Origin of the sequence: Rhodococcus sp. PD04, from assembly GCF_035918275.1 — a bacterium.
In the GTDB taxonomy this organism is placed as follows: Bacteria; Actinomycetota; Actinomycetes; order Mycobacteriales; family Mycobacteriaceae; genus Rhodococcus; species Rhodococcus rhodochrous.
This window is the reverse complement of the sequence record NZ_CP142143.1, coordinates 5,059,883-5,085,901: the sequence shown is the minus strand read 5'-3', so window position 1 is coordinate 5,085,901 and position 26,019 is coordinate 5,059,883. Positions and strand designations below refer to the sequence as shown.

Sequence of the window (26,019 nt, the reverse complement as noted above, 5' to 3'; positions counted from 1 at the left end):
GCATCGAAAGGGAGTGCCGTGCCGAAACGACCCGTACCCGAGGCCGTTGCCGAGTTCCTCGCCCAGCCCAACTACGCCACGATCAGCTCACTGCGCCCCGACGGTCAGCCGGTGTCCGTTCCGACCTGGTATCTCTTCGAGAACGGCCGGATCCTCGTCAACATGGACTCCACCCGTAAGCGCCTCGAATACCTGCGGAACGATCCGCGGGTGAGCCTGTCGGCGATGGATCCGCAGGACTGGATCACGCACGTGAGCCTCCAGGGACGGGTCGTCGACTTCACCGACGATCCGTCCCTGGAGGACATCGACCGGATCGCTCGCCACTACACGGGCAAGCCGTACCACGCGCGTGACGGCAAGCGTGTGAACGCGTGGATCGAGATCGATCGCTGGCACGCGTGGGGTCGTCTGCGCAACGCCTGAGATCGATCGGGGAGAAGGCCGGTGGTCAGATGACGCCGGCCTTCTTCGCTGCGCTGCGTGCCTGGAACGCCAGGATGATGAGCAGCACACCGAACAGGATCGCGTAGATGCCCAGCAGGACGATCAGGCTCAGGATGCCCTCGCCAGGGAAGACCAGCAGCACGATGCCGAACAGGACGGCCACGACGCCCGCAAGCACCGACCACACCCATCCGGAATCGGGGACCTTCCGGAAGCGGACACCGCCGACGATGCCGGTGATGCCGAACAGGATGGCGTAGAACGCGATCACGTACAGCAGTGCCAGTGCGGTGATGCCGGGCCAGAAGAGCGCGACGAGACCGGCGAGGACGGAGACGACGCCCATGGCGAGCCACCAGCCCCAGCCCTCGGGCTTGTCGCGGATCGACTGGACGACCAGCACGATGCCGTCGATGATCGCGTAGGCCGCGAAGACGACCACCAGCGCCCAGACGGTGATGCCGGGCCAGACGAGTGCGACGACACCGAAGAGAACGGCGAGGATGCCGCGCAGCAGCACCACCCACCAGATCTGCTTCAGTAATGATCGGAACGGATCGTTGGAAGAAACCGAGCTCGTGGACATGACGGCTCCTGGCGTGTGATGTGATCTTGTAGCCCAGAGGATAAGCGCGGTTGTGCTGCTTCGCCTGCCGAATCGCAGGCGAGGTTACGCTCGGGAACGTGGCCAGGGCGAGGATCGGGATATCCGGGTGGCGCTATCCGGGCTGGCGCGGAGACTTCTACCCGGAAGGACTCGTCCAGCGCCGGGAACTCGAATATGCCGCCGGGCGGTTCGGATCGATCGAGATCAACGGCTCGTTCTACTCGCTGCAGCGCCCGAGCAGCTACCTCGCGTGGCGGGACGCCGCACCCGACGACTTCGTCTACGCCGTCAAGGGCGGGCGGTTCGTCACCCACATGAAACGGCTGGCGGGTGTCGACGACGCCCTCGCCAATTTCTTCGCCTCCGGTGTGCTCGCGCTCGGCCCGAAACTCGGTCCGGTGCTGTGGCAGCTCCCGCCGACCCTCGGTTTCGAGGAGGACAGGCTCGCGGACTTCTTCGACCGGTTGCCCCGCACGACGACGGCCGCCGGTGCACTCGCACGCCGGCACACCGACAAGCTCGCCGACGACCGGGTGTGGGTGGAGGTCGATGCCGAGCGTCCGTTGCGTCACGCCGTCGAGGTGCGGCACCCGGACCTCGCGAGTCCGGAGGCCGTGGAGTTGCTGCGCGCGCACGACATCGGGCTCGTCGTCGCCGACACGGCCGGAAGGTTCCCGTTCCTCACCGATGTCACGAGCGATTTCGTCTACGTGCGGATGCACGGCGACAAGGAGCTGTACGCGAGCGGGTACACCCCCGAGGTGCTCGACGTGTGGGCCGAACGGATCCGCGGATGGCTGGGCGACGGCAGGGACGTCTACGTGTACTTCGACAACGACATGAAAGGCTGTGCCCCGCACGACGCGCTCGCGTTGCAGGAACGCCTGTGACCGGGTGCACGGAGGAAGGACAGGAGATCGCTGTGTGGCCCGACCACTGGCCGAGAACGCCGCGGGAGATCGCGACGGCCACCGCCGATGCGCTCGCCGCTGCCCGCAGCGAGTCGGCCGAGCCCTTCGACGAGGCGGTCGCTGTGCTGGTCGACCTGCCCTACGAGCAGGTCACGGCCGTGCATGCGGGCATGGTCCGGGAGTTGCTCGAGGAACTGCATCCCGACGGCCTCGCCGGTGAGGACGTGCAGGCCGTGCTCGAACGCTCCGTCCGTTCCGGACTGCGATGGTTGCCGTCGCTCGAACCCGATGCCGTCGTCGCCGTGCTCACGGGCGCGCTCGGTGTGTCCGATCCCGACGCCGAGCGCCCGAGGATCCGTCCCGAGCAGTATCTGGCCGCGGGTCTGCTCGTCGTCGCCGATCTCGTCGCTGCGCGCCGTGTGGCTCCCGAGGCATATCTACGTCGTGCCGTGAGCGAGATCGAACGGGCCGAGACGCAGGAGATGCCCTGAGCTGTTCCCGGCGTCAGGCCGGGTAGTGGTTCTCGACGTTGCGGACGACCTTGCGCAACAGGTCGGACAGGACCTGCACCTCGTCGTCGTCGAGTCCGTCGAGCATCTGCCACTCGCGCGCCAGGCGTCGCGGAAATTCCTTCTCGACGAGTGCGCGCCCGTCGTCGGTGAGGGTGAGCAGCACGACGCGGCCGTCGCGTTCGAGTCGTTTGCGTTCGACGAGGCCGAGTTTGGCGAGTCGCTCGGTGTGTTTCGTCGTCGACGCACCGGAGATGCCCGTGATCGAGGTGACCTCGCTGGCGCGTAACGGATGGTCGCTGCGGGCGAGTGCGCTGAGCACCTCGAACTCGCTGCGGCTGATGCCGCTCGGTTCGAGTTCCCGATCGAAGTAGGTGAGCGCGAGCGACCCGATGCGGGTGATGCGGCCGATCACGTCGATGGGGCGGAGGTCGAGGTCGGGGTAGTGGGCGGTCCATCCGAGGCGTACGCGATCGACGTAGTCGGGCTGGGGTGTCTCGGAGGGCATGTGGCAAGTCTAACGGCAGAGGACGAACAATTTCATAGATATTTTACCAGTGAAGCAATATGGTGGACGGATGCTCGACCGCCGACTCGACGACCGTCCCCAGCTCCGTCACACCCGAGGAGCGCTCGCGCATCCACTGTCGGCGAGCGCATGGAAGGACGCCCTCGAAGTGCGGCGCGGCGACCCGACCGTCGCCGTGGCGCTGCGCGTGGGTCTCGCGACGATGCTCGCCCTCGTCGGCGGCGGTCTGCTCGGCTACGGACAGGTCGCCGGCTTCGCCGCCCTCGGCGCACTCACCAGCGCCTTCCTGAGATACGAGCCGTATCCGCGTCTCGCGGTGCGACTTCCGTGGGTCGGTCTCGGCATCGTCGGATACACCGCCTTCGGGGCTGCGCTCGGCGCGATGGGTGCCCCGCTGTGGGTGCAGATCGTCGTGCTCTCGCTGGGTTCGGCCGTCGCGTACTGGGTGTTCACGGCGTTCTCCCTCATGGGCCCCGGCCCGGTGATCCTCATCTTCGCGGCGGCCGGTGCCGCCGGATTCTCCGACGGATGGACGGATGCGGGCCTGGTCACCGCCGCGGCGGCGATCGGTGCGCTGCTCGGATACGTCGTGGCGATGCTGCCCGCGCTCTCCCATCCCCATACGCCGGCCCGTCTCGCGGTGGCGCGCGCCCTCGCGGCGGTCTCCGCCGTCGAGATCCGCGGTGCCGAAGCCGTTCCCATAGCGCGACAGAGCATCCGGAAGGCGCGTGAGACCGTCGCGCTGAACGCTCCGCGACGTCCGGACACCCATGTCCACGAACTGGCCGCCCTGCTCGACGCGGCCGAGGCGGTGCTCGACAGCGGGTCGCACGACACCTCCCGCGCACGCCGCGACGACTTCGCCCGATTCGAGAAGGAACTTCGGAAGGCGCGGCGCGACATCGAAATTCCGCGCGTCGATGCCGAGGGGCGGCCGGTGCTGCCGACACCGCCCGGTTTCGTCCGCGAAGGATGCGGCCGTCTGCTCGACCGTCTCGTGCTGATCGGAGCGGCCCGGATCTTTGTCGCGTCGTTGCTCGCCGCGTCGCTCGCCGCACTGATCGGGCTCGACCATCCGTTGTGGGCTGCGATGGGTGCCATGGCGGCGCTGCAGGGATTGAACTACCGCAACACCGTTCAGCGCGGCATCCAACGTCTGATCGGAAATGTCGGCGGCGCGATGATTGCTGCTGTACTGCTCGCGATCGACCTGGGTTACTGGCCGGTGGTCGCGGCCGCCGTGCTGTTCCAGACGGTCACCGAACTCACGGTGACCCGGAACTACGGTCTCGCCTCGGTCGGGGTGACGACGATGGCATTGCTGCTCACGGGCCTCGGGCAGCATGCGGGTCCGGGGCTCGCCGTGAACCGGGTCGCCGACACCGTCATCGGTGTGGTCGTGGGCGTGATCGTCGCTGCGGTGACCATCCGACGCGACGACCGGCACCATCTCGTCGCGTGACGGGACGGCACCGGTCGTCGGTGGTGTTCATGGCCTGCCGCGGGAGGCGGCGGGGTGATGCTCAGGAGTGAGCGGCTTCGAACCGCTCGAGGATGTGGCGCGGGATCCGGCCACGCGAGTTGACGTCGTAACCCTTGTTGCGGGCCCAGTGCCGGATCGCGGCCAGCTGCTCCGGCGATCGAGTGGGCGGAATCGCCTTGTGGGTTCCCGCCGTCCGCGTGCGGGCCTTTGCTGCAGTCTTCTTCGGCGTGATGGTGCGGGTGGTCGTTGCGGGCTTCGCAGGTGCCTTCTCGTGAAGCCACGGGCGGAGTACCGCCAGGAACTTGTCTGCGTTCGCCGGTCGCAGATCGATCTCGTACTCGTCGCCGTCGACCGTGATGCGGAACGACTGCGCCAGGCCGTCCATGATCGGTTGGCCGTCGATATCGTCGAAATATTGGACGCGCACTTTCTGTGCCACGTTTATCTCCTTGTCCCCGAACTGTGCGCTGTCGACGCTAGTTCTTACTCGGGGGTAGGTTCAAGTCGCGAATGTACGATCCCACCCTTTCGACGAAATGATCGAAGAACTCGGCCGGACGGGTGCCCGCCACGATATCCGCGTTCGGCGTCCTCTGCCAGATGCCGGACAGATCGGCGACCGTCGTGCCCCGGGTGAGCCGTCCGTCGAGCTCGACGTCGACCGTCGCGGGCCGGGAGGTGTAGGGAACCGAGCCCAGCGCGACCGCCGCGGCGAACGGGTCGTGTACGTGTGCGAGGAATCCCAGGCCCTGATCACGGTGGAATTCCATGTAGAACCGCAGGGCGTCGGAGATGTGGCGGACGAGAGGGACGTCGGCCGTCGACCGCGTACCGCGCGGAGCGTCGGGGGAGAGCTCCCCGGAGCGGGGCACACCGACGACGTCCCCGATCCGCGCGACATGCTCGGGATGCATCTCGATCGACTCCGTGACGTCGAGCGGGCACACGATCGGGCGCCGGTCCGGAGGCGCGATCGAGAACGCGTCGAACACGACCTTGGCGGCCTCCGGATCCACCGCGACGTTCCATTCCGAGGTCGGTGTCGTATTACCCGGATGGTGGAAACACCCACCCATGATCACGAGGCGACGCAACCGCGACGGCAGTTCCGGATCGATGCGCAGGGCGAGGGCGAGGTTGGTGAGCGGGCCGGTGACGAGCCCGGTGAGCTCTCCCGGATGCTCGCGGGTGAGATCGACCCACGCCTGCGCGGCGGATCGAGCCGACCGCGACCGTGACGCAGCGGGAAGTTCCGCGTACCCGATCCCCTGCGGGCCGTGGGTGTCCTCGGTGGTCATCAGCGGCGCTACCAGCGGAACCTGCGATCCGGCAGCCACTTCGATATCGGGCCGGCCGCACACCTCGAGCCACGACAGCGTGTTGGCGGTGACCTGGTCCACCGGCACGTTCCCCGCCGTGCACAGGGCGGCGACGATCTCGGCTTCCGGGCTCGCGACGAGATAGAGCAGGGCGAGAGCGTCGTCGATGCCGGTGTCGACGTCGACGATCAGGCGGGTACGGGCGGCCGGAACATCGGGTTCGTGTACGTGCACGAACCCATCTTGGGGCATCCCGATGAGCGCGCCGCGGCCGGTGCTGGGAGAATTCCCGAATGCACGAGCGCAAGAACCGCGGTTATTTCACCGAGGACGACGGTGTCTACCTGCCCACCAAGTACGCGGCCAGCCCGTGGTCGGACAAGATGCTCAACGGGCCGTGTGTGAGTGGTCTGGTCGCACGCGAGCTCGAGATCCACCATGCCGTCGAGGGTTTCGTCCCGTCCCGGTTCACGCTCGATCTCTTCAGGCCGGTCCGCAACGAACCGATCACCTTCACCACCACCCGGGTGCGCGACGGCAACCGCATCCGCGTCGCAGACGCGAACCTGATGCAGGGCGGAGAGGTGTCGGCGCGCGCGACGCTCACCTTCCTCCGCAAGTCGGCCCCGCCGCCCGGGTCGGTGTGGCTACGTGGCGAGTCCCCGACGCCGCCCCCCGGTTCCCTGGAGACGCAGCCCGGACCGCTCGAGTACTCGTCCTGGTACGGCAGCGACGGCCCGGGATGGACGCGGGTGCGGTCGGAGCACCAGAACTCCGATCGCAAGCGGCTGTGGTCGCGGCAGCTGCCGATCATCGTCGGCGAGGAACTGTCGCCGTTCGTGAACACCGCGACCGTCGGTGAGGGCACCTCGTTCGTGACCAACTGGTCGGACAAGGGTGTCGGCTACATCAATTCCGATGTCACCCTGGCGCTGTCCCGCCTACCGGAGGGACCGGAGGTCGGTATCGAGGCCGACAACCACATCAGCAGCGAGGGTATCGCGGTCGGCACGGCGGTGTTGTTCGACCGTCTCGGGGCCTTCGGCACCGGTGTGGTCACCGCGCTCGCGAACGCGCAACGGCAGGTCGATTTCGGCTGATCCGAACAGGAGTGATGTCATGCGCGTACGGCGGATCGTCGACCTGACCCACGTCGTCTCCCCGGCCATCCAGGTCTATCCCGGAGATCCGGCACCGACGTTCACTCCGCACGCCACGGTCGAGGCCGACGGTTTCGACCTGATGCGCATCGACATGGGCTCACAGACCGGCACCCACGTCGATGCGCCGCGCCACGTACGCAGGGGTGGCACCGCGATCGACGCGGTGCCACCGGAGGACTTCGTCGGACGCGGTGTGGTGCTCGACGTGCGGGCCCGCGTCGACGCCGGTTCGCTCGTCACCGCCGACATGTGGGGCGAGCCCGCGATCGGTGCCGGCGACATCGCGCTCGTCCTCACCGGCTGGTCGCAGTATTTCGGCACCGACCGCTATTTCGAGCATCCGGCCCTGAGCGTCGACGCCTGCCGGTGGTTGCTCGACCGCGGCGTCCGCACGATCGGGATCGACGCGCCGAGCGTGGATCCCACGGGTGACGAGACGCTCGCGGCGCACCACGTGCTCGCCGACGCGGACGCGGTCATCTGCGAGAACCTGCGCAACCTCGACACGATCGACTTTCCGGATCCGCTCGTCTCGTTGTTGCCGATCCCGTTCGCAGGGATCGACGGCGCACCGGTGCGTGCTGTCGCCATGGAGATCGAGAAGTGATCGCCGGCAACAGATCCGGTCAATCGAGGATGTCGCGCACCTCGACGTCCTCGCGTCCACCGACGACGAGTTCGCGCGCGGCCGCCATGTGCTTCTGCCAGTGCGTGAAGGCACCTTCGCCGTCGCGGGCGCGCAGCAGGCGGATGAGTTTGCGCTGCGAGCGGACGAACACCTTGTAGTGGTCCTCGTACTTCTCCGCGTCGCGCTGCATGCTCTCGCGCGTGACGTTCATGGTGTGCCGTTCGTAGATCTCGTGCAGCATGCCCGCGATGAGCGCCAGTGAGGAGTTGCCGGCGAGCTGGACCATCCGCAGATGGAACATCGCGGCGGCCTGCCCGAAGGTGCCGTCGGCGAAGGACGACGGGATGGTCTCGTCCACCAGGCGTTCGAGTTCGTCGAACGCCTCTTCGCTGCCGTTCTCCGCGAGCAGTCGCGCGGCGGCGGGTTCGACGGCCTCGCGTGCGACGTAGACGTCCGCGACGGTGGCGCCGGCCAGTTCGAGCAGCAGGGACGCCGGTCGCGCCACCACCTCGGGGCCCGGGACGCAGATCCGCGCGCCCGAGCGCGAGCCGCGTCGCACCTCGACGAGCCGTTCGGCCTCGAGCACGCGGACGGCTTCGCGCAGCGTCGGCCGGCTCACCGAGAAGTGCTCCATGAGCGAGGCCTCGTGGGGCAGGTGGTCGCCGTCCTTCAGCTCACCGTCGACGACGAACTCGAGGGGTACTACATGCTGTATTCGTCGGGCACCACCGGACGTCCGAAAGGGATCCTGCCGGCGCTCACCGGAGCCCCGTTCGGCACGGGTCTGGGCATCGATTCGACGATGCGCGACGCCTTCGGATTCGGTCCGCACTCCGTCTATCTCAGCCCCGGACCGCTCTACCACGCCGCACCGCTCGGCTGGACGATGGGAACCGTCCGCAACGGGGGCACGGCGTTGGTGATGGAGACCTTCGACGCCGAACGCACCCTCGATGCCGTCGAGCGGTACGGCGTCACCCACGCCCAGTTCGTCCCGACGATGTTCGTGCGGATGCTCAAGCTCCCGGAACCGATCCGCACGCGCTACGACGTGTCGAGCCTGCGCGTCGTGGTCCACGCGGCGGCGCCGTGCCCGGTCGAGGTGAAGGAACGCATGATCGACTGGTTCGGCCCGAAGATCCTCGAGTTCTACGCGGGCAGCGAAGGCAACGGATTCTTCATGATCACCACACCGGAATGGCTCGAACATCGCGGTTCCGTCGGCCGACCGACATCGGGGCAGGTGCACATCTGCGACGAGACCGGCCGCGAACTCGGTCCGGGAGAGGTGGGCACGGTGTGGATCGGCGACGGCCCGGACTTCGAGTACCACGGCGATCCGGCGAAGACCGCCGCCGCCCACAACGACAGGGGCTGGACGACCCTCGGCGATCTCGGGCACGTCGACGAGGACGGCTATCTGTACCTCTCGGCGCGGCGCACCGATCTGATCCTGTCCGGCGGCGTCAACATCTACCCGGTCGAGGTCGAGGACGTGCTGACGATGCACCCCGCCGTCCTCGACGTCGCCGTCGTCGGCCTGCCCGACGACGAGATGGGCCAGCGCGTCCACGCCGTCGTCACGCCCGTGGACGGAGTGCGGGCGGACGACGCCCTCGCGGCCGGACTCGTCGAGTACACCCGCGAGCGCCTCGCGCACTTCAAGGTGCCGCGCACCGTCGAGTTCGGCGAGGTTCCGCGACTGCCCAGCGGGAAGATCCTGCGCCGGGCCCTGCTCGCCCGCTACGGCGAGGTGCCGCCGGCGTCCTGACGGTTCAGGACAGCTGGGTCACCACGATCCGCGTGACGCCGTAGAAGGCGGTACCCGCCGTGACGATCGCGAACAGCGCGATCCACACCGCGGCCGGGAGCCGGGTGAGCCAACGCAGCTGGTCGGCATCCGAACCCCGGCCGCGACCGCGCGAATGGGTGCGGGCGAGTTCGAGGACAGGGCGGGTCGCGCCGAGGAGCAGCACCCACGTGATCAGGTACGCCGCGGTGTACCGGACGATCGGATCACCGAGATAGGCGGCCGCACCGACCAGCGCACCCGCGATCACGACGGAGACGAAGCCGTACAGATTGCGGATCAGCAGCAACAGAACGGCGAGCGCGGCGAGGATCGACCACAACACCGCGGCGGGCCGATCGAGCGTCAGCAACGTCGCCGCGGCGAAGCCGAGGACGGCCGGGCCGGTGTACCCCGCGAAGGTCGTCGCGACCATGCCGGGACCGCGCGGATTACCGGACGACACCATCACCCCCGAGGTGTCGCTGTGCAGGCGGATGCCCGACAGTTTGCGGCCCACGAGCGCCGCGACCAGCGCGTGCGATCCCTCGTGCGCCTGCGTGATGACGTGGCGGGTCTTCAACCACAGTGGACGTACCGTGACGAGCACGAGCGCGACGATCGCCGTGCCGACGACGACCATCGTCGGTGCGGGCTCGTCGACGGTCGACACGGCCTGCCACGCGGAGGACACGACCTCCGTGAACGAGGTGGACACAGATCACCTTCCTTCGGGCCGGACACGGGTGGTCCCGAGCCCGGCAGGGCCGGGCGTAGAGACCACTGCCCCGGCGATAGCCTGATGAGCATGCCCGACCGTCGCTCCCTCGAGATCCGCGCGGGTATCGCGGACTCGTGGGCCGTCGGTCTCGGACTGATTCCGCTGGGCCTCGCGTTCGGGGTGGTGCTCACCCAGGGCGGGTTCGACTGGTGGTGGGCACCGATCTTCTCCACCGTCATCTACGCGGGGTCGATGGAGTTCCTCGCGATCGGTCTCATCGCGGCGGTCACCCCGCTCGCGTCGGTCGCGGCGGCGACGCTGCTCGTGAACTTCCGGCACGTCTTCTACGGCTTGTCGTTCCCGCTGCACCGAATCCGCAGCCGGCTCGGGCGTCGCTACGGCGTGTACGCGCTCACCGACGAGTCGTATGCGATCGTCGCGCCCAAGGCGCGTGAACAGTTGACGGGCACCCGCATCCTCACCGTCCAGGTGCTGTGCCAGCTGATGTGGGTCGCGTCGGGCACGGTCGGCGCGCTGATCGGGGCGGTGCTCCCGGAGGGGCTCGCCGGACTCGAGTTCGCGCTCACCGCGCTGTTCACGGTGCTCGCCATCGACGCCTTCCGCGCCAACCATGACGTGCCGGCGCCGGTGATCGCGCTGGTCTGCGGTCTCGTCGCCTTGCTGGTCGCGAAGGAGCAGATGCTCGTCGTCGGCCTCGGTCTGTTCGTGGTGTGTCTGTTCGCGCGGTTCGTCTACCGGAACAAGGTGGCCCGTGCCTGAGTCGGTGCCCGGCGCCGCATACGTCCTCGGTGCCCTGGCGGTGATGTTCGTCGTGACGGTCGCGCTGCGCGCGGCGCCGTTCCTCGCATTGTCGGCGCTGAAGAACTCGGCTTTCGTCGACTTCCTCGGTCGCACGATGCCCGCGGGGGTCATGGTGATCCTCGTGATGTACACGCTGCGCGATGTGGGGCAGTCGACCTGGCTCCCGGCGACCGTCGGTCTCGCGGGCACGATCGCCGTGCACCTGTGGCGACGCAACGCCGCGCTGAGCACCGTCGTCGGGACGGGCCTCTACCTCGTCGCGTCGGCGTTCTGGACCTGAGCGGTCTCGGTGACGGTCTCCTCGGTCTCCCCCGAGGCCGCCTGCGCTTCCACCGGGCGGGCTTCCGCCGGGGCCTCGGCGCCGGGGCGACGGCTGCGCGCGGCGATCATCGCGGCGACGAAGACCCCGATCGCGGCCAGACACTGCGAGGTTCCGAGCACCTCGAGGAGCAGCTTCTCGACCCAGCCGCCGGAGGACGCCTCACGAAGCAGGTGGTTGGGTCCGATGAGGAAGACGACGGTCGCAGGCAGCAGCACGGGCCACCAGCGACGGTAGGCCGGCGCGACCAGCAGCGGCACGAGGAACAGTGCGTACACCCAGTGGTGGGTGACGGCGATCGGAGCGGCGAGCAGCGACGCCAGGCCCACCAGGGCCACCGCGACGACGGGCTCGTCGGCACGCAGGAAGCGGTAGGCGGCCCATGCGGTACCGGCGACGACGATCAGGGCACCGGCCAGCCACAGTGCCTTGGCGGTGCCGTCGGAGAAGTCGAAACGGGCGATGAGACCGGTGAGCGCCTGGTTGCGGAAGAACGACGGGTCGCCGGCGCGGTCGGTCGCGAAGAACTCCGTGGTCCAGAAGTAGACGGTCGAATCGGGGCGCAGCCAGTAGCCGAACGCGACGGTCGCGGTGAAGGCGCCCATCGCACGGAATGCCGACGGCCAGTCGCGGCGCAGCAGGAAGATCAGACCGAAGGCGGCCGGGGTCACCTTGATGGCGGCGGCCAGTGCGATGCCGACACCACGGAAGCGCTTCGGAATCACGCCGAGCAGGTCGGCGACCACCAGGGCCATGAGCACGATGTTGATCTGGCCGAACGTGAAGTTGGAGCGGAACGGTTCGAGCCACAGCACCGCTCCGAGCGACGCGGCAGCGATCAGGCTCGGTTGCGACATGTCGAGACGCTGGTAGACGACCTTGAGCACCCACCACACGAGGGCGATGAGCCCTATCGTCCACAACACCTGCAGGGCGGTACTGCCCACCAGTGCCATCGGGGCGAAGAGGAACGCCGCGAAGGGTGGATAGATGAACCGGAAGCCGGAATGGCTGAAGAACCCCTCGGTGTACAGCGGGGTGTGGTGCAGGAAGGCCCAGCCGGCATCGCGGAAGACGTCGAGATCCATGAGGTACTCGTTCACCGCGTCGCGCATGTATCCCGCGACTGCCAGGGCCGAGACCGTCAGACCGATGGCGATCACCAAGGATCGAACAGGTCGGGTACGGACTTCGGTCAACAGCACGGGCGGTACCTCCCGGTAGGAAACAGGTGCGTCGCCACGTTACACAATCGTTGTCTTCGGGATCGGACGACGAGAATATCGTCTCCCCAACCGTTTTGGCCGAGATATCCGTTTCGTGAACTTGCGAAGTGAGGCGGGTCACGTTGCGGAAACGTCTCGATCCGAGCGACGTGAGGAAAGTATTCGGCTTTCTAGCATTGGAGCTAGAAAGCCGAATACTCCTGTAGTGGGTCAGGCGACGCCGCTGATCTCGTTCGGGGTGTGCGGCAGTTCGGCCGAACGGATCGCACCCGAGGTCACGTCCACCGCGTACAGGGAATCGGTGGCGGGATCGGTGACGAACGCCGTTCCGCCCTGCACCTCGAGAGCGGGCCGAGGTGCCTGCCACTCGTCGGGCTCGGTCCACGGCTCGAGCACCTCGATCCGCCGGACGATCTCGCCGGAGTCGGGATCGATCATGTGGAGGCTGCCGTCGGTGCCGAGAACGAGCGCTTCACCCGCAGGTCCACGGCCGAGGGAGCGGAAGGTGTAACTCGTGCCGAGATCGACGAGGCGCACCGACGCCGTGCGGGTGTCCACGAGTGCGACGCGCTCGGGCCGCTCGAGCTCGGCGTCGGGATCGGTCTTGTAGTCGCCGAGGACGACGGGTGAGTCCTCGCTTCCGGCCTGGTTCCCGATCCGGCCGTAGGGGTCGGGCACCGACGCCTTCGTGAACGTTCCGTCGCGGAAGATCACCATGCCGTCCTCGCACCCGAAAGCGACGACCCCGTCGGCCGCGACCGTCTCTCCGTGCACGCCCGGGCATTGTTCGGTGCGCGTGATCTCGGTGCCGTTCTCGTCGAGCAGCGCCACGCCCGTCCGCTCCTCGGAATCGCCGAGGGTGACGAGCATGCCGCCGTCGGGCATCGGGACGGCCACGCCGTGGTGGGCCTCGGGGAGCGTGCGGCTGTCGAGATCCGGCAGGTCGGTCGCCGAGGCGAGGTCGGCGGGCTCGAACACGTCGATGCGTCCGGTGCCGTCGTCGAACAGGGCGGTGACTCCGGCGTGCGGCACGACGTGTCCGGGCTTCTCGGCGGTGAACGTGAGGTCGGTGAGCGTGGGTGCGCCGGCGTAGTGGTGGCCGTGGTCGCCGTGGGCCTCCGTCCAACTGCCGGTGTCGAGGGCGCGGAATCCGCCCTCGGTGGAGATCAGCACGTGGCGTCCGTCGCCGGCGGGGGAGAGGCGGTTGAAGCCGTCGAGTGCGAAGTCGTCGACGACGGTGAGGTCTTCTTCGTCGACGACGAGGACGCCGCCGTCGTAGGTGACGACGAGGCGCGGTTCGGCGCTCGCCACCTCGGAAGCGGCAACGGTGGCGGTCGTCGTCTCGGTGGTGTCGGCCTGGGTGGCGCTGCATGCGGCAGCGAAGGTTGCAGCGACGACAGTGAGGACGGCGCCGCCGTAGCGGGAGAGCGTTGTCATGGGGAAAGAAATAGCCACTATCGAAAATGAATGTCAAAGTCTGAAATGCGCATGCGTGCATGTTGCTCCGGAACATCGAGGTTGCAGTCGTTGTCGAGAATTCGCCGAAATGTCGACAACAACTGCGGTTTCGAGCGCGGACATAAGCGAATACGGCCGTCTACGACACGCGCTAGATGAGCTCAGAATCCGATGAGCTCGCCGTTAGCATCGACGGATGGATCCTGTCCGCAACCCGTACGCCCCGGGCGCGGGACAGCGCCCGCCCGAACTCGCCGGCCGCGAGAAACAACTCACCGCGTTCGAGGTGGTCCTCGAACGGATCGCCCGGGAACGACCCGAACGCAGCGTCGTCCTCACCGGTCTCCGCGGGGTCGGCAAGACCGTCCTTCTCAACCATCTGCGCTCCGCCGCCATCGCGAAGAGTTGGGGCACCGGCAAGATCGAGGCCCGCCCCGATCAGGGACTGCGACGTCCACTGTCGTCGGCGCTGCACATGGCGGTCCGCGAGATCGCCGCCGCGCACCCGGATCCGGAATCGGTGGAGTACTTCCTCGGTGTGCTCAAGTCGTTCGCGTTGCGGGCCACCGCCGACAAGGGCATGCGCGAACGCTGGCAACCCGGGATCGATGCCCCGGCCGTGAAAGGGCGCGCGGACTCGGGCGACATCGAGATCGACCTCGTCGAACTGCTCGTCGACGCAGCCGGACTCGCGCGCGACGTGGGCGTGGGCATCGCGTTGTTCATCGACGAGATGCAGGATCTCGGACCCGACGACGTCTCGGCGATCTGCGGAGCCTGCCACGAGCTGAGCCAGGACGCCGCGCCGCTCATCGTCGTCGGAGCCGGTCTGCCGCACCTGCCCGCCGTGCTGTCGGCGTCGAAGTCCTACTCCGAGCGGCTGTTCACCTACCACCGCATCGACCGGCTCGACCGTGCGGCAGCGGATCTCGCGCTCATCGCGCCCGCGGCGCGAGAGGAGGTCGAGTTCACGCAGGACGCCCTCGACCTGCTGTACGAAACCGCCGACGGCTACCCGTATTTCGTGCAGGCATACGGCAAGGCCACCTGGGACGTCGCAGCGGACTCGCCGATCACCGCCGACGACGTGCGGGTCGCGGCACCGACTGCGGAAGAGGAACTCGCCGTCGGCTTCTTCGGCTCCCGCTACGAACGGGCGACCCCCGCCGAACGCGAATACATGCGTGCCATGGCGGACCTGTCGGGCGACGACGGGCCCGTCGCGACATCGAAGATCGCCGTCGAACTCGGACGGAAGCCGGCCTCCCTGTCACCCGCGCGCGACGGACTGATCAAGAAGGGCCTGATCTACTCCGCCGAGCGCGGGTTCATCGGGTTCACCGTTCCGCACTTCGGGCGCTACCTCCGAGCCCAGAACGACTGACCCGGCCGGGGCGATCGAAAGCTCAGTCGACCCACTCGACGGTCTCGCCGAGCGACGCGCGATCGGTGCGACACGCATTGGCCGGGTGCGCCTCGTCGGCGTAACCGAACGAGATGGCGCAGACGATGTCGCGGTCGTCGCCGATGTTCAGTTCGCGTCGCAGCGCGGTGGCCGTCATCGCGACGGCGGCCTGCGGGACGGCAGCGATGCCGAGCGATTCGGCGGCGAGCAGCAGGGTCGAGACGTAACCGCCGCAGTCGACCGCGCCGTACACGCCGAGGGCCTTGTCGGTGGTGATGATCGCGACGTGCGGTGCGCCGAAGAAGCGGTAGTTCTCGAGCATCTGCTCGGTGCGGCGCTGGTAGTCGTCGCGCGCGATGCCCAATGCGTTGTACAGGGCGTAGCCGGCACCGCGGCGACGCTCGGCGTAGGCGCCGCGGTATTCGGCCGGGCCGGGGATGTCGGGATCCATGTTCCCCGAGGTGGCCTGCGCGTAGACGGTGTCGCGCAGGCGGTCGGTGGCGTCGCCGCTGACGATATGCACCTGCCAGGGCTGCGAATTGCACCAGGACGCGGTGCGCTGACCCATCTGCAGCATGCGTTCGATGTCCTCACGCGGGACCTGTTTCGTCAGGAAGGCGCGGCAGCTGAAACGGGTGTCGAGCAGGGACGACAGCGTGTCGGCAGCAGAAGTCATGTCACCACGATGGCACATCACTTCACCGAGCGTTCGTTCAGCCGGTCGCGAACGGACGACAGGTGAATATTCGGCTTTCTACGATCCGCCCGAGAAAGCGGTAGAGAAGGTCAGACGATGTCCTTCTCGTCGCCGGGAGTGACCCGGCGCAGCCCCCGATAGGCGTCGGTGGGGGTGCTCTTCCCGGTCACCACGGCCGCCACCTCCGCGGCGATCGGCATCTCCACCCCGTACTCGCGGGCGAGTTCCATGACCGTCGGCGCGGTCTTCACCCCTTCGGCGACCTGCCCCAGTGCCTCGACGGCCTCGTCGATGCTGAGCCCGCGCGCCAGCGCCTCACCGACCCGGCGGTTCCGCGACGACGGACTCGTGCACGTCGCGATGAGATCACCCATCCCGGTGAGGCCCGCGAACGTGCGCGGATCCGCGCCCATGGCCTCCCCGAGGCGCGTCATCTCCGCCAACCCGCGGGAGAGGACCATCGCGCGGGTGTTGTCGCCGACGCTGAGCCCCTCGGCCATGCCGGCCGCGATCGCCACGATGTTCTTGAGGATCCCGCCCAGTTCGCAGCCCAGCACGTCGGTGTTGCGATAGACCCGGAACAGCGACGTGGCGAACAGCGGTTGCAACGCCGCGCTCACCGCTTCGTCCTGCATCGCGACCACCGACGCGGCGGCCATGCCGTCGGCGATCTCCCCGGCGATGTTCGGACCCGCGAGCAACCCGACGGGGTGTCCCGGAAGGCATTCGGCGATCACCTCGGTGGGCCGGAGGCGGGTGCCCGGCTCGAGGCCCTTCACGAGCGAGACGACCGGGACCCAGGCGCGGATCTCGTCGACGACCTGCTCGAGTGTCTTGCGCACCGCATGCGACGGCACACCGACCACCAGGACGTCGGCCTCGCGGGCGGCCTCTTCGAGATCGGAGGTCGCGCGCAGGCCCTGCGGCAGTGGCCGTTCGCCGAGATAACGACGGTTGCGGTGCTCGGTGTCGATCTCGCGCGCGATGTCGTCGTTGCGGGCCCACAACGTCGTCGGGGTGTTGCGTGCGGACAACGACGCGATCGTGGTTCCCCACGATCCCGATCCGAGAACGACGACGCGAACCGCACGAGCCATCGGTGACCTTTCGTCCGTACGGGCAGGTATCGACAGAGTGTCAGTTTTCCGGTCCCGACGGGTCCGGTTTGTGGTCCCGGGATCCTCACGGGGCGGGTGTGCTGTGGAGGCGCACGACGACAGGATCGAGGCGGCACATCGTGGCACGATCGGATCCGTGCCCGGTAAACCCGTCACCGATCAGCGCCTCCGCGACCTCGCGTTGCTGCGCCGCGTCCGCGACCGCATCGATCGCGAGTACGCCCAGCCCCTCGACGTCGAGGCCCTCGCCCGCGGTGTGAACATGTCGGCCGGCCATCTCAGCCGCCGGTTCAGGCTCGCGTACGGCGAGTCGCCCTACTCGTATCTCATGACCCGGCGCATCGAGCGGGCCATGACGCTGCTGCGACGCGGCGACCTCACCGTCACCGAGGTGTGCTTCGAGGTGGGCTGTTCGTCGCTCGGCACCTTCAGTACCCGGTTCACGGAACTCGTCGGCGTGCCCCCGAGCGTGTACCGCAAGCAGGCCGCCGAGGAGACGAACGGCATCCCGTCGTGCGTGGCGAAGAATGTCACCAGACCGATCAGGAATCGAGAAGCGCGGACGGGTCCGCCGGTCATACCGTGATCGGCATGGACATCACCATTCACCAGACATTCCTTCCGCACACCGATCCCGAGGCGTCCCTCGCGTTCTACCGCGACACGCTCGGCTTCGAAGTCCTCAACGACGTCGGCTACGCCGGGAAACGCTGGATCACCCTCGGCCGCAGCGACACTCCCGGCACGTCCCTGGTGCTGTACCCGCCGGACGCCGACCCCGGCATCACGGAGGAGGAGAACGCCGCCATCGCCGAGATGATGGCCAAGGGCACCTTCGCGTCGATCATCCTCGCGACGAAGGATCTCGACGGGGCCTTCGAGCAGCTGCAGGCCGGCGACACCGAGATCGTCCAGGAACCCACCGACCAGCCGTACGGGGTCCGCGACTGCGCCCTCCGCGATCCCGCGGGAAACATGGTCCGCATCCAGCAATTGCGCTGACCGATCCGACGATCGGACCTACTCTCCGATCGTCGCACCCGTTCCGCCCGCATCCATACGACCATTGGAGTCTTCGAACATGACCTCGACGAAGGACACACCGGCACCTGCAGCGCACGTCGCCGACACCCACGACGCGATCCGGGTCCACGGAGCGCGCGTGAACAATCTCCGCGACATCAGCGTGGAGATCCCCAAGCGGCGATTGACGGTGTTCACCGGTGTGTCCGGCTCGGGCAAGAGTTCGCTGGTGTTCAGCACGATCGCCGCAGAGTCGCAGCGTCTGATCAACGAGACGTACAGCGCGTTCGTGCAGGGATTCATGCCGACCCTGGCCCGCCCGGACGTCGACGTGCTCGACGGCATCACCGCGGCGATCATCGTCGGCCAGGAACGGATGGGATCGAATCCGCGCTCGACGGTGGGCACCGCCACCGACGCCAATGCGATGCTCCGCATCCTGTTCAGCCGGGTTGCGGAGCCGCACATCGGTCCGCCCAACGCCTATTCGTTCAACGTGCCGTCGGTGCGGGCGAGCGGTGCGGTGACGGTGGAGAGGGGTGCGGGGAAGACCCAGGCCGAGAAGGTGACCTTCAACCGGCTCGGGGGCATGTGCCCGCGATGCGAGGGCAAGGGTTCGGTCTCCGACTTCGACCTCACCGTGCTCTACGACGACGGTCTCTCGCTCAACGAGGGTGCCCTGAAGATCCCCGGTTACAGCATGGACGGCTGGTACGGCCGGATCTACCGCGGGTGCGGCTTCTTCGATCCCGACAAGCCGATCGCGAAGTTCACCAAGCGGCAACTCCACGACCTGCTCTACAAGGAACCCACCAAGGTCAAGGTCGAGGGCGTCAACGTCACCTTCGAGGGTTTGATCCCGAAGATCCAGAAGTCGTTCCTGTCCAAGGATCTCGACGCGATGCAACCGCACATCCGTGCGTTCGTCGAGAAGGCCGTCGTCTTCTCCACATGCCCGGACTGTGAAGGGACGCGTCTCGCCCCCGAGGCGCGGTCGTCGAAGATCGACGGCAGGAGCATCGCGGACGTGTGCGCGATGCAGATCAGCGATCTCGCCGAATGGGTGCGCGGACTGGATCTTCCGCAGGTCGCTCCGCTGCTGAAGAACCTTCGTCATCTGCTCGACTCCTTCGCGGACATCGGGCTGGGATATCTGTCGCTGGACCGCCCCACCGGCACCCTGTCCGGTGGAGAATCGCAGCGCATCAAGATGATCCGCCATCTCGGATCGTCGCTGACCGATATCACGTACGTCTTCGACGAACCGACGATCGGCATGCACCCGCACGACATCGCGCGGATGAACAACCTGCTGCTGCAACTGCGCGACAAGGGCAACACCGTGCTCGTCGTCGAACACAAACCCGAGGCCATCGCGATTGCCGACCACATCGTCGATCTCGGCCCGCGCGCCGGCACCGAGGGCGGACAGGTGGTCTTCGAGGGCACCGTCGACGAACTGCGGCGTGCCGACACCCTCACCGGTCGCCACCTCGACGACCGGGCGTCGCTGAAACCGACGGTGCGCACCCCGAACGGCGCCCTGGAGGTCCGCGGCGCCGACACGCACAACCTGCAGAACGTCGACGTCGACATCCCGCTCGGCGTGCTCGTCGTGGTGACGGGCGTGGCCGGGTCGGGCAAGAGCTCGCTGATCCACGGCTCGGTGGCCGACCGCGACGGCGTGGTCACGATCGACCAGAGCCCCATCAAGGGCTCGCGTCGCAGCAATCCCGCGACCTACACGGGGCTGCTCGAACCGATCCGCAAGGCGTTCGCGAAGGCAAACGGCGTCAAGCCGGCCCTGTTCAGTTCCAACTCCGAGGGCGCCTGCCCGACCTGCAACGGCGCCGGTGTCGTCTACACCGACCTCGGAGTGATGGCCACCGTCGAATCGGTCTGCGAGGACTGCGAGGGCAAGCGCTTCCAGGCCGCGGTGCTCGAGTACACCCTGGCGGGGAAGAACATCGCCGAGGTGCTCGGCATGTCCGTCGCGCAGGCGCAGGAGTACTTCGCCGACGGCGAGGCGCGCACCCCGGCGGCGTCGAAGATCCTGCAGCGACTGTCCGACGTCGGTCTCGGCTATCTGCGGCTCGGCCAGCCCCTGACCACCCTGTCGGGTGGTGAGCGGCAGCGGCTCAAGCTCGCCACCGCGATGGCAGAGAAGGGCGAAACCTACATCCTCGACGAACCCACGACGGGCCTGCACCTCGCCGACGTCGAACAGTTGCTCGGCCTGCTCGACCGGCTCGTCGAGTCCGGCAAGTCGGTGATCGTCATCGAACACCACCAGGCCGTGATGGCCCACGCCGACTGGATCATCGACCTCGGCCCCGGCGCCGGCCACGACGGTGGGCGCATCGTCTTCGAAGGCACCCCCGGCGAGCTGGTGGAGAAGCGGTCGACGCTCACCGGCGAGCACCTCGCCGAGTACGTCGGGGTCGGTGTCAGCGGCTGAAGTCCGGACGCTCCATCAGCCACGACACGGCCACACCGGCGACGAGCCCCCAGAACGCCGCGCCGATGTTCCACACGGTGATGTTCGAGGCGGTGACCACGAACGCGACGAGCGCACCCATCGTGTGCTTGTACGCGAACCCGGCCACGAAGGCGCCCTGCAACGCCTTGAGCATCGCCAGGCCGCCGAGGGTCGCGACGAACGAGGCGGGTGCGGCGATCATCCACCGGACGAACAGCGGTGCGAACAGTCCGAAGACGATCGCCAGCGTCCCGCACGTGATCGCCGCGGTGTACTGACGGGCACGTTCCCCCGACGACACCAGCAACGCGTTGGTCGGCCCGGTCAGGCAGGTCGACACGGCACCGACGCACGCGGCGGGGAAGGACCACAGTCCGCACGCGATCGCCGAGACGTTGACGGGAGGGTTGTGGCCCGCCGAACGCAGTACCGCGATGCCCTGCCCGTTCTGCACGACCAGCACGGTGATCGCGAGCGGCACGACGAGTTCGAGGATCGCCGACCACGTGAACTGCGGGGCGGTGAACACCGGTGCGGCGAAGACCGCGCTGTCGGCCCCGGACGGTGAGAACCGGCCCGACAGTGCGACCGCACCCACCCCGGCGAGCAGGGCGCCGAGGATCGGTGGCATCCACTTACCGAGAACCGCAACCGAACTGAGCAGAAGGAAGACGATCACCATCGGGGCGGCGATCGCGACGTCGGATCCGAGTGCTGCCACCAGGTCCATGCCGAACTTCAGGAACACTCCCGCGACCATCGCCATGACGATGGGCATGGGCAGCGCCTCCATCACCCGGCGCACCAGTCCGGAGGCTCCCAGCACCGTCACGAGGGCCGCGGTCACGAAGAACGCGCCGACCACTTCGGCCCAGCTCAGATGGGTGAGCGACCCGCCGACGAGCACGGTGCCGGGGATGGTCCAGAAGAATCCGAGCGGTTGCCGGTAGGCGACGCTCATCGCGATGGTGAGCAGCCCGTTGAGGACGAACACCCCGAAGATCCACGACGCCAGCTGCGGTGCGCTCAGCCCGCCCGCGGCGCCGGCGGCGAGGATCACCGCGACCGGTCCGGTGCACGAGAAGATGAGCCCGATCAGACCGTTCGCGGCGTATCGCGGGCCGAGATCCCGGAGTATTCCGCGCGGCCGGACGACGGGACGCACGGGGCGTTCGAACAGATCGGTCTCGGCGGTGGGGCGATCGTCCACGGCGGTCAATGGTCAACCTCGATCCTGTTGTCGGAACTTCGCGGCGAGCTCGCTGCGCGAGCGGATGCCGAACTTCGAGTACACGCGGGTCAGGTGGTACTGCACGGTCTTCACGGACAGGAACAGCTCACCGGCCACCTCCTTGTTCGTGCGACCCGACGCCACGAGTGTGGCCACGGCGCGTTCCTGCGGCGTGAGAGTCGTGAAATCTGAACGCGGGGCGTCGGTCTCACTGTCACCGGTGCGAAGACCACCGGCCTTGAGTTCCCGGTCGCAGCGTTCGACGTACGAGACGGCGCCGAGTGAGGAGTACAGCTCGCGGGCGGTGCGGATCACCGTGTCGGCGTCGCGGCGACGCCCCGCCCGGCGCATCGTCTGACCGTACGCGAAGTTGATGCGCGCACGGTCGTAGGGCAGCGGCAGCGTATCGATCTCGTCGAGTGCCTTCTCGAAGGCATCGCGGGCGGCGTCGATGTCGCCGCGGGCACCGAGGATCCGGCCGCGCACGTACCCGAGACGGGCCTTGGCGGAGCGGTGACCGCGTTCGGCGGCGAGTTCCTCGTGCGGTCGCAGGAATTCGTCCGCCTCGTCGACACGTCCGGTGATGACGAGGGCGTTGCCGTAGAGATCCGGCCACGGCCACTGGCCGGGCTCGTCGACCGCACCCCGTTCGCGCAGGGTGACGATCGGTTGCAGATAGCGCAACACGCTCGTGTAGTCGGAAACCACTTCGGCGCACTGCGCCAGGCACAGGCAGGCCGGTACGAGCATGAGCGGGTAGTCGTTGTTCCCGGCGCGGGCACGGTGGGCGTGTTCCCGTGCAGCGGGCCAGTTCCCGCGCAACGCGTGGACCTGGGCGCCGGTCCAGTGGACGAGCGGTCGGAGCAGGTCGAGTTGGGTAGCGTCGAGCTGCGCCGCCGCGCGATCCACGGTGCGGAGCGCGTCCGACCACGCGCCGAGGGCGAACTGGGTTCGCGCGAGCCAGGCCTGCGCCCACAGGGAGATACGCAAGGACCCGCCGCGGAAGGTGGTCGGTTCGGCGGCCTCGAGTTCCGTCCGGGCGAGATCGGGCCGGTCGAGAACCAGGGCGAGCCAGCCCTCGGCCATACGGATGCGCTGACTCTGTGCTCCGAGCCGGATTCCTTCGGACAGAGCCGAATACGACTCGACCGCCTCGTCGACACGACCGGTCATCGCCAGTCCGAGTCCGCGGATGGCACGCGACTCGACGACAGGTGGAGCCGTCTCGGGAAGAGTGTCGGCCGCGCGATCGGCCCACAGGACGAGATCGTCGCCGCGCAGTCGTGCCAGCGAGTGCAGCACCATGCGCTGGGAGATCGTCGCGGCGAGTTCGGGTTCGGACTCCGGATCGTCGAGCATCGACCACGCCTCGGTGAGCAGGTGGTGCGCTTCCGCGGCCCGTCCCCTCTGGATGGCGAGATAACCGAGCACGGCGTTGCGCATCGGCCCGCTCGGCACGCTCTCGATCTCGGGGACGAACGTCTGGGCCTGGGGCAGATCCGCCGCGCCGGTCAGCGCATCGACACCACGGATCATTCTGCGGGTCCGCAGTTCTCGGTCGAGGGTGATGCGGCTCGCGGTGATGAGTGCTTCGGCGGCCTGGGACCAGGCGCCGTCGGCGGCACACCGCCGGGCGTAGGCGTCGAGGTCGGCGGCAAGCTCTTCGTTGCCGGTCGGTGTCGCGGACACCAGGTGGAACAACCGGGCGCCTTCGTCGTCGACGAGCAAGGCGGCCCGCGCGTGCAGACTGTGCCAGCGCGCGGGACCGATCTCGTCGGCGACGGCGGCGCGGGTCATGGGATCGGGGAACGACAACGACACCACGCCCCGTTGCTCACGCATGGTGAGCAGGCCGAGCCGGTGGGCCTCGTCGAGCGGCCCGGTCGTGTCGCCGACCTCGGCGAGTTCGGCGACGAGCGCGAGGGATTCGGTGGCTCCCCGTGTCGCAGCGGTGTCCAGGACGGCAACCGATTCGACGAGGGCGCGCGTGTCCGGTGAGCACCGGGCGAGGATGCGCCCCACCTTTCCCGCATGTTGTCTCGGAGCCGGGAAACGTGCCTGCCAGCGGTGCCATTCGTCGCGCGGGATCTCGTCGAGGAGCTGCAGGATCGAACGGGGATTCCCGAGGGTGTGTTCCTGCAGGCGCCGTGCCGTCCACGCGGACAGATCGACACCGATGCGATGCAGCGCGAGCTGTGCGACGTCGGGTGGCGCCAGCGCGCCGACGTGGAGGATGTCCACGCGGTGGCTGTTCGAGAGGAGGTCGGCGGTCGCCGGAGCGACATCGTCGGGAAGCACGTCGGGCACGATCCAGATCATGAGGAGGGGACGTCCGTGCGCTCGCCGGAGCGACGACGACAGCGACTGCAACGACTCGACATCCGCGTAGTGCGCGTCGTCGACGACGATCACCGTCACGTCGTCGATCCGGTCGAGGAGCGTGCGTGCCGCCTCCACCGGATCACCGGCCGTGACGGTGTCGCCGAGCAGCTGTTCGAGAACGGACCAGGGATGGCCGGCCTCCCAGCGTGCCCCGGTGGCGTCGTGCACGGCGATGTCGTCGTGTCGAGCGACGAAATACGAGACGAGGGAAGATTTTCCGACGCCGGATGCCCCCTCGACGAGGACCAGCGAGGGGACACCCGCGCGGGCTTCGTCGAGGAGGCGTTCGAGTTGCATCAACTCGGAGTTCCGGCCGATCAGCACAGTGTTGTCCGTCACACATCCACGGTAGTCGGCGCGGGCCGGTCGGAACTGCGGACCGGCGAGACGGTGACGGCCGGACGGGGCACGAACCAGGTGACCAGACCGCCGGCGAGCGCGATCCCCGCGAAGATGTAGAAGTTCACGTTGTTCGCGAAGCCCGCACCGATCAGCAGGCCGCCGATGACCGGGCCGACGATGCCGCCGAGACGACCGAAGCCGGCACACCATGCCACACCTGCCGCGCGGGCGGGGGTGTCGTAGTAGTTGGACACGAACCCGTAGATGAGCACCTGGGTGCCGATCGTGCCCGTACCGGCGATCGCAACAGCGGTGAGCAGTACCGGCAGCGGGAAGCCGAGGGTCAGGAGCACCAGGGCCACGGCCGCGAGGAAGAAGGTGGTGACGATGACGGACTGCGGTCCGCGGCCGTCGGCGACCTTCGAGGCGAGCAGGCCGCCGATGATGGCGCCGCCGTTGAGGACGAGCAGGAAGGCGAGCGAGCCGTTGGCGTTGTAACCGGCGTCGGCCATGATCTTCGGCAGCCAGGTGTTGAGGCCGTAGGTGAGCAGCAGGCCGGCGAAGCTCATCATGCCGAGCAGTCCCGTACCGAGGGCGTACTTGCGGGTCGCGAGCGCCGCGAAACCGATCTTCTCGGTGGGGGCGACAGGGGCCGCGGACGGCACCGGGAAACCGAACTTCGCGCACACCCGCTGCGCCTCGTCGGATCGTCCCCGCGACTGCAGCCAGGCCGGCGACTCGGGGAGCTTCATCAGTGCCAACGGCAGCAGGACGAGCAGCGGCAACGCGCCGATGAGGAACAGTCCGCGCCAGCCGATGACATCGCGCAGCAGGATCGCGAGCAGCGAGGCCAGGACACCACCGGCGGGGACACCGCTGTAGACGATGGCGTTGAACAGGTTGCGCTTGCCGGGAGGCGCGAACTCGGCGACCACGGCTCCGGCGGTGGCGACGAGGCCGCCGACGCCGATGCCGGTGAAGAAGCGGAACGCACCGAACATCGTGATGCTCGTGGAGAAGGCCGCCGCACCCATGCCGACGGAGAACCAGACGATGTTGATCAACATCATCTTGCGGCGACCGACGCGGTCACCGAACGCGCCGGTCAGCAGCGCGCCGACCATGACGCCGATGAGCGCGTAGGAGCCGAGGGCACCACCCTGCTGGGCGGAGATCTCCCCGAGCTGGGTCGGATCGGCCATCAGGGTGGGAAGGACGGTGCCGTACACGACGAGGTCGTAGCCGTCGAAGATGATCGCGAGGGTGGCGAGCGCGACGATCCAGACGACGCTGCGCCGATGTTGTGGACTGGCCCAGGTCTGTGTGGCGTGGGTCATGCATTGCTCCGGTCTGTGGGTGGAGTCACAAGCGAATTCAGGGAGAAAAGTGGCCTCACCGGAGGGACGGGCGC

General features: G+C 68.0%; 26 protein-coding genes. 13 read left to right on the top strand and 13 right to left on the bottom strand.

Annotation, left to right across the window (positions count from 1 at the left end):
• Positions 1-18 precede the first annotated feature (18 nt).
• Positions 19-426 carry a TIGR03618 family F420-dependent PPOX class oxidoreductase gene (locus tag U9J23_RS23335; RefSeq protein ID WP_059382653.1) on the top strand — a complete coding sequence of 136 codons (408 nt, stop codon included), beginning with the start codon at positions 19-21 and terminating at the stop codon, positions 424-426.
• Between the two features lie 25 nt (positions 427-451).
• Here the strand turns inward: U9J23_RS23335 and U9J23_RS23330 are convergent, their stop codons facing one another.
• Complete coding sequence (locus U9J23_RS23330) at positions 452-1,033, bottom strand: HdeD family acid-resistance protein (RefSeq protein WP_085469992.1); 582 nt, start codon at positions 1,031-1,033, stop codon at positions 452-454.
• A 98-nt stretch (positions 1,034-1,131) separates the two neighbouring features.
• Here U9J23_RS23330 and U9J23_RS23325 point away from each other — a divergent pair, with 98 nt between their 5' ends.
• Entirely contained in the window at positions 1,132-1,944 is an 813-nt protein-coding gene (locus U9J23_RS23325; protein WP_085469991.1) for a DUF72 domain-containing protein, read from the top strand.
• A gap of 32 nt (positions 1,945-1,976) precedes the next feature.
• The gene (locus tag U9J23_RS23320; RefSeq protein ID WP_059382788.1) at positions 1,977-2,456 is read left to right on the top strand and encodes a hypothetical protein; all 480 of its coding nucleotides are present in this window, start codon (positions 1,977-1,979) and stop codon (positions 2,454-2,456) included.
• A gap of 13 nt (positions 2,457-2,469) precedes the next feature.
• Here U9J23_RS23320 and U9J23_RS23315 read toward each other — a convergent pair whose 3' ends face one another.
• Complete coding sequence (locus U9J23_RS23315; protein WP_085469990.1) at positions 2,470-2,982, bottom strand: MarR family winged helix-turn-helix transcriptional regulator; 513 nt, start codon at positions 2,980-2,982, stop codon at positions 2,470-2,472.
• Between the two features lie 70 nt (positions 2,983-3,052).
• Between U9J23_RS23315 and U9J23_RS23310 the strand changes: the two genes are divergently transcribed.
• On the top strand, positions 3,053-4,465 hold the full coding sequence (locus tag U9J23_RS23310) for an FUSC family protein (protein WP_326600756.1): 1,413 nt from the start codon (positions 3,053-3,055) through the stop codon (positions 4,463-4,465).
• A gap of 61 nt (positions 4,466-4,526) precedes the next feature.
• Here U9J23_RS23310 and U9J23_RS23305 read toward each other — a convergent pair whose 3' ends face one another.
• Both U9J23_RS23305 and U9J23_RS23300 read right to left on the bottom strand, forming a co-directional pair.
• Positions 4,527-4,925, bottom strand: coding sequence for a histone-like nucleoid-structuring protein Lsr2 (locus U9J23_RS23305; RefSeq protein ID WP_085469988.1), 399 nt, complete (start codon positions 4,923-4,925; stop codon positions 4,527-4,529).
• A gap of 37 nt (positions 4,926-4,962) precedes the next feature.
• Positions 4,963-6,057, bottom strand: coding sequence for a nucleoside hydrolase (locus U9J23_RS23300; RefSeq protein ID WP_059382658.1), 1,095 nt, complete (start codon positions 6,055-6,057; stop codon positions 4,963-4,965).
• A 41-nt stretch (positions 6,058-6,098) separates the two neighbouring features.
• Between U9J23_RS23300 and U9J23_RS23295 the strand changes: the two genes are divergently transcribed.
• Positions 6,099-6,905, top strand: a complete 807-nt coding sequence (locus U9J23_RS23295; RefSeq protein WP_059382659.1) for an acyl-CoA thioesterase domain-containing protein — start codon at positions 6,099-6,101, stop codon at positions 6,903-6,905.
• 19 nt (positions 6,906-6,924) lie between these two features.
• A complete protein-coding gene (locus tag U9J23_RS23290) occupies positions 6,925-7,575 on the top strand; it encodes a cyclase family protein (RefSeq protein WP_272266027.1) in 651 nt (216 codons plus the stop codon).
• 19 nt (positions 7,576-7,594) lie between these two features.
• Here the strand turns inward: U9J23_RS23290 and U9J23_RS23285 are convergent, their stop codons facing one another.
• Positions 7,595-8,311, bottom strand: a complete 717-nt coding sequence (locus tag U9J23_RS23285) for a FadR/GntR family transcriptional regulator (RefSeq protein ID WP_229582995.1) — start codon at positions 8,309-8,311, stop codon at positions 7,595-7,597.
• Here U9J23_RS23285 and U9J23_RS23280 point away from each other — a divergent pair.
• On the top strand, positions 8,243-9,367 hold the full coding sequence (locus U9J23_RS23280) for an AMP-binding protein (RefSeq protein ID WP_229582952.1): 1,125 nt from the start codon (positions 8,243-8,245) through the stop codon (positions 9,365-9,367). The two genes, U9J23_RS23285 and U9J23_RS23280, sit on opposite strands and share 69 nt — an antisense overlap.
• Before the next feature lie 4 nt (positions 9,368-9,371).
• On the opposite strand, the gene U9J23_RS23275 is transcribed toward U9J23_RS23280, so the two are convergent.
• A complete protein-coding gene (locus U9J23_RS23275; protein WP_272266023.1) occupies positions 9,372-10,103 on the bottom strand; it encodes a M50 family metallopeptidase in 732 nt (243 codons plus the stop codon).
• Positions 10,104-10,187: 84 nt separating this feature from the next.
• On the opposite strand from U9J23_RS23275, the gene U9J23_RS23270 reads away from it, so the two are divergent.
• Positions 10,188-10,886 carry an AzlC family ABC transporter permease gene (locus U9J23_RS23270; protein ID WP_272266021.1) on the top strand — a complete coding sequence of 233 codons (699 nt, stop codon included), beginning with the start codon at positions 10,188-10,190 and terminating at the stop codon, positions 10,884-10,886.
• Positions 10,879-11,208, top strand: coding sequence for a branched-chain amino acid transporter permease (locus U9J23_RS23265; RefSeq protein WP_088898065.1), 330 nt, complete (start codon positions 10,879-10,881; stop codon positions 11,206-11,208). Before U9J23_RS23270 ends, U9J23_RS23265 begins: the two co-directional genes overlap by 8 nt.
• On the opposite strand, the gene U9J23_RS23260 is transcribed toward U9J23_RS23265, so the two are convergent.
• Together U9J23_RS23260 and aztD are read right to left on the bottom strand one after the other, a co-directional pair.
• A complete protein-coding gene (locus U9J23_RS23260; RefSeq protein ID WP_272266019.1) occupies positions 11,178-12,452 on the bottom strand; it encodes a glycosyltransferase 87 family protein in 1,275 nt (424 codons plus the stop codon). The genes U9J23_RS23265 and U9J23_RS23260 overlap by 31 nt on opposite strands.
• A 231-nt stretch (positions 12,453-12,683) precedes the next feature.
• Positions 12,684-13,910, bottom strand: a complete 1,227-nt coding sequence (gene aztD / locus U9J23_RS23255; RefSeq protein ID WP_272266018.1) for a zinc metallochaperone AztD — start codon at positions 13,908-13,910, stop codon at positions 12,684-12,686.
• Between the two features lie 217 nt (positions 13,911-14,127).
• Between aztD and U9J23_RS23250 the strand changes: the two genes are divergently transcribed.
• Positions 14,128-15,315, top strand: a complete 1,188-nt coding sequence (locus U9J23_RS23250) for an AAA family ATPase (RefSeq protein ID WP_059382669.1) — start codon at positions 14,128-14,130, stop codon at positions 15,313-15,315.
• A gap of 22 nt (positions 15,316-15,337) precedes the next feature.
• Here the strand turns inward: U9J23_RS23250 and U9J23_RS23245 are convergent, their stop codons facing one another.
• A complete protein-coding gene (locus tag U9J23_RS23245) occupies positions 15,338-16,012 on the bottom strand; it encodes a nitroreductase (RefSeq protein WP_272266016.1) in 675 nt (224 codons plus the stop codon).
• A gap of 110 nt (positions 16,013-16,122) precedes the next feature.
• Positions 16,123-17,130, bottom strand: coding sequence for an NAD(P)H-dependent glycerol-3-phosphate dehydrogenase (locus tag U9J23_RS23240; RefSeq protein ID WP_272266014.1), 1,008 nt, complete (start codon positions 17,128-17,130; stop codon positions 16,123-16,125).
• Positions 17,131-17,287: 157 nt separating this feature from the next.
• On the opposite strand from U9J23_RS23240, the gene U9J23_RS23235 reads away from it, so the two are divergent.
• The 3 genes from U9J23_RS23235 (at position 17,288) to U9J23_RS23225 (ending at position 20,632) form a co-directional block, all read left to right on the top strand.
• A complete protein-coding gene (locus U9J23_RS23235) occupies positions 17,288-17,737 on the top strand; it encodes a helix-turn-helix transcriptional regulator (RefSeq protein ID WP_059382793.1) in 450 nt (149 codons plus the stop codon).
• A gap of 5 nt (positions 17,738-17,742) precedes the next feature.
• The gene (locus tag U9J23_RS23230; RefSeq protein WP_186455356.1) at positions 17,743-18,153 is read left to right on the top strand and encodes a VOC family protein; all 411 of its coding nucleotides are present in this window, start codon (positions 17,743-17,745) and stop codon (positions 18,151-18,153) included.
• 79 nt (positions 18,154-18,232) lie between these two features.
• Complete coding sequence (locus U9J23_RS23225; RefSeq protein WP_272266010.1) at positions 18,233-20,632, top strand: excinuclease ABC subunit UvrA; 2,400 nt, start codon at positions 18,233-18,235, stop codon at positions 20,630-20,632.
• On the opposite strand, the gene U9J23_RS23220 is transcribed toward U9J23_RS23225, so the two are convergent.
• From U9J23_RS23220 to U9J23_RS23210, 3 genes are read right to left on the bottom strand one after another with little or no spacing between them, the layout of a single operon-like run.
• Positions 20,622-21,863 carry a benzoate/H(+) symporter BenE family transporter gene (locus tag U9J23_RS23220; RefSeq protein WP_326600741.1) on the bottom strand — a complete coding sequence of 414 codons (1,242 nt, stop codon included), beginning with the start codon at positions 21,861-21,863 and terminating at the stop codon, positions 20,622-20,624. The genes U9J23_RS23225 and U9J23_RS23220 overlap by 11 nt on opposite strands.
• Positions 21,864-21,875: 12 nt before the next feature.
• The gene (locus U9J23_RS23215; protein ID WP_059382674.1) at positions 21,876-24,605 is read right to left on the bottom strand and encodes a helix-turn-helix domain-containing protein; all 2,730 of its coding nucleotides are present in this window, start codon (positions 24,603-24,605) and stop codon (positions 21,876-21,878) included.
• Positions 24,602-25,945 (bottom strand): MFS transporter, encoded by a 1,344-nt coding sequence (locus U9J23_RS23210; protein WP_272266007.1) that lies wholly within the window; start codon positions 25,943-25,945, stop codon positions 24,602-24,604. Before U9J23_RS23210 ends, U9J23_RS23215 begins: the two co-directional genes overlap by 4 nt.
• Between the last annotated feature and the right edge of the window lie 74 nt (positions 25,946-26,019).

Excerpts from the sequence above, each read along its gene's own strand:
- U9J23_RS23330 (WP_085469992.1), bottom strand. The coding sequence starts at position 1,033 with ATGTCCACGAGCTCGGTTTCTTCCAACGATCCGTTCCGATCATTACTG.
- U9J23_RS23315 (WP_085469990.1), bottom strand. The coding sequence starts at position 2,982 with ATGCCCTCCGAGACACCCCAGCCCGACTACGTCGATCGCGTACGCCTC.
- U9J23_RS23310 (WP_326600756.1), top strand. The coding sequence starts at position 3,053 with ATGCTCGACCGCCGACTCGACGACCGTCCCCAGCTCCGTCACACCCGA.
- U9J23_RS23300 (WP_059382658.1), bottom strand. The coding sequence starts at position 6,057 with ATGCCCCAAGATGGGTTCGTGCACGTACACGAACCCGATGTTCCGGCC.
- U9J23_RS23295 (WP_059382659.1), top strand. The coding sequence starts at position 6,099 with ATGCACGAGCGCAAGAACCGCGGTTATTTCACCGAGGACGACGGTGTC.
- U9J23_RS23290 (WP_272266027.1), top strand. The coding sequence starts at position 6,925 with ATGCGCGTACGGCGGATCGTCGACCTGACCCACGTCGTCTCCCCGGCC.
- U9J23_RS23270 (WP_272266021.1), top strand. The coding sequence starts at position 10,188 with ATGAGCATGCCCGACCGTCGCTCCCTCGAGATCCGCGCGGGTATCGCG.
- aztD (WP_272266018.1), bottom strand. The coding sequence starts at position 13,910 with ATGACAACGCTCTCCCGCTACGGCGGCGCCGTCCTCACTGTCGTCGCT.
- U9J23_RS23250 (WP_059382669.1), top strand. The coding sequence starts at position 14,128 with ATGGATCCTGTCCGCAACCCGTACGCCCCGGGCGCGGGACAGCGCCCG.
- U9J23_RS23245 (WP_272266016.1), bottom strand. The coding sequence starts at position 16,012 with ATGACTTCTGCTGCCGACACGCTGTCGTCCCTGCTCGACACCCGTTTC.
- U9J23_RS23240 (WP_272266014.1), bottom strand. The coding sequence starts at position 17,130 with ATGGCTCGTGCGGTTCGCGTCGTCGTTCTCGGATCGGGATCGTGGGGA.
- U9J23_RS23230 (WP_186455356.1), top strand. The coding sequence starts at position 17,743 with ATGGACATCACCATTCACCAGACATTCCTTCCGCACACCGATCCCGAG.
- U9J23_RS23225 (WP_272266010.1), top strand. The coding sequence starts at position 18,233 with ATGACCTCGACGAAGGACACACCGGCACCTGCAGCGCACGTCGCCGAC.
- U9J23_RS23210 (WP_272266007.1), bottom strand. The coding sequence starts at position 25,945 with ATGACCCACGCCACACAGACCTGGGCCAGTCCACAACATCGGCGCAGC.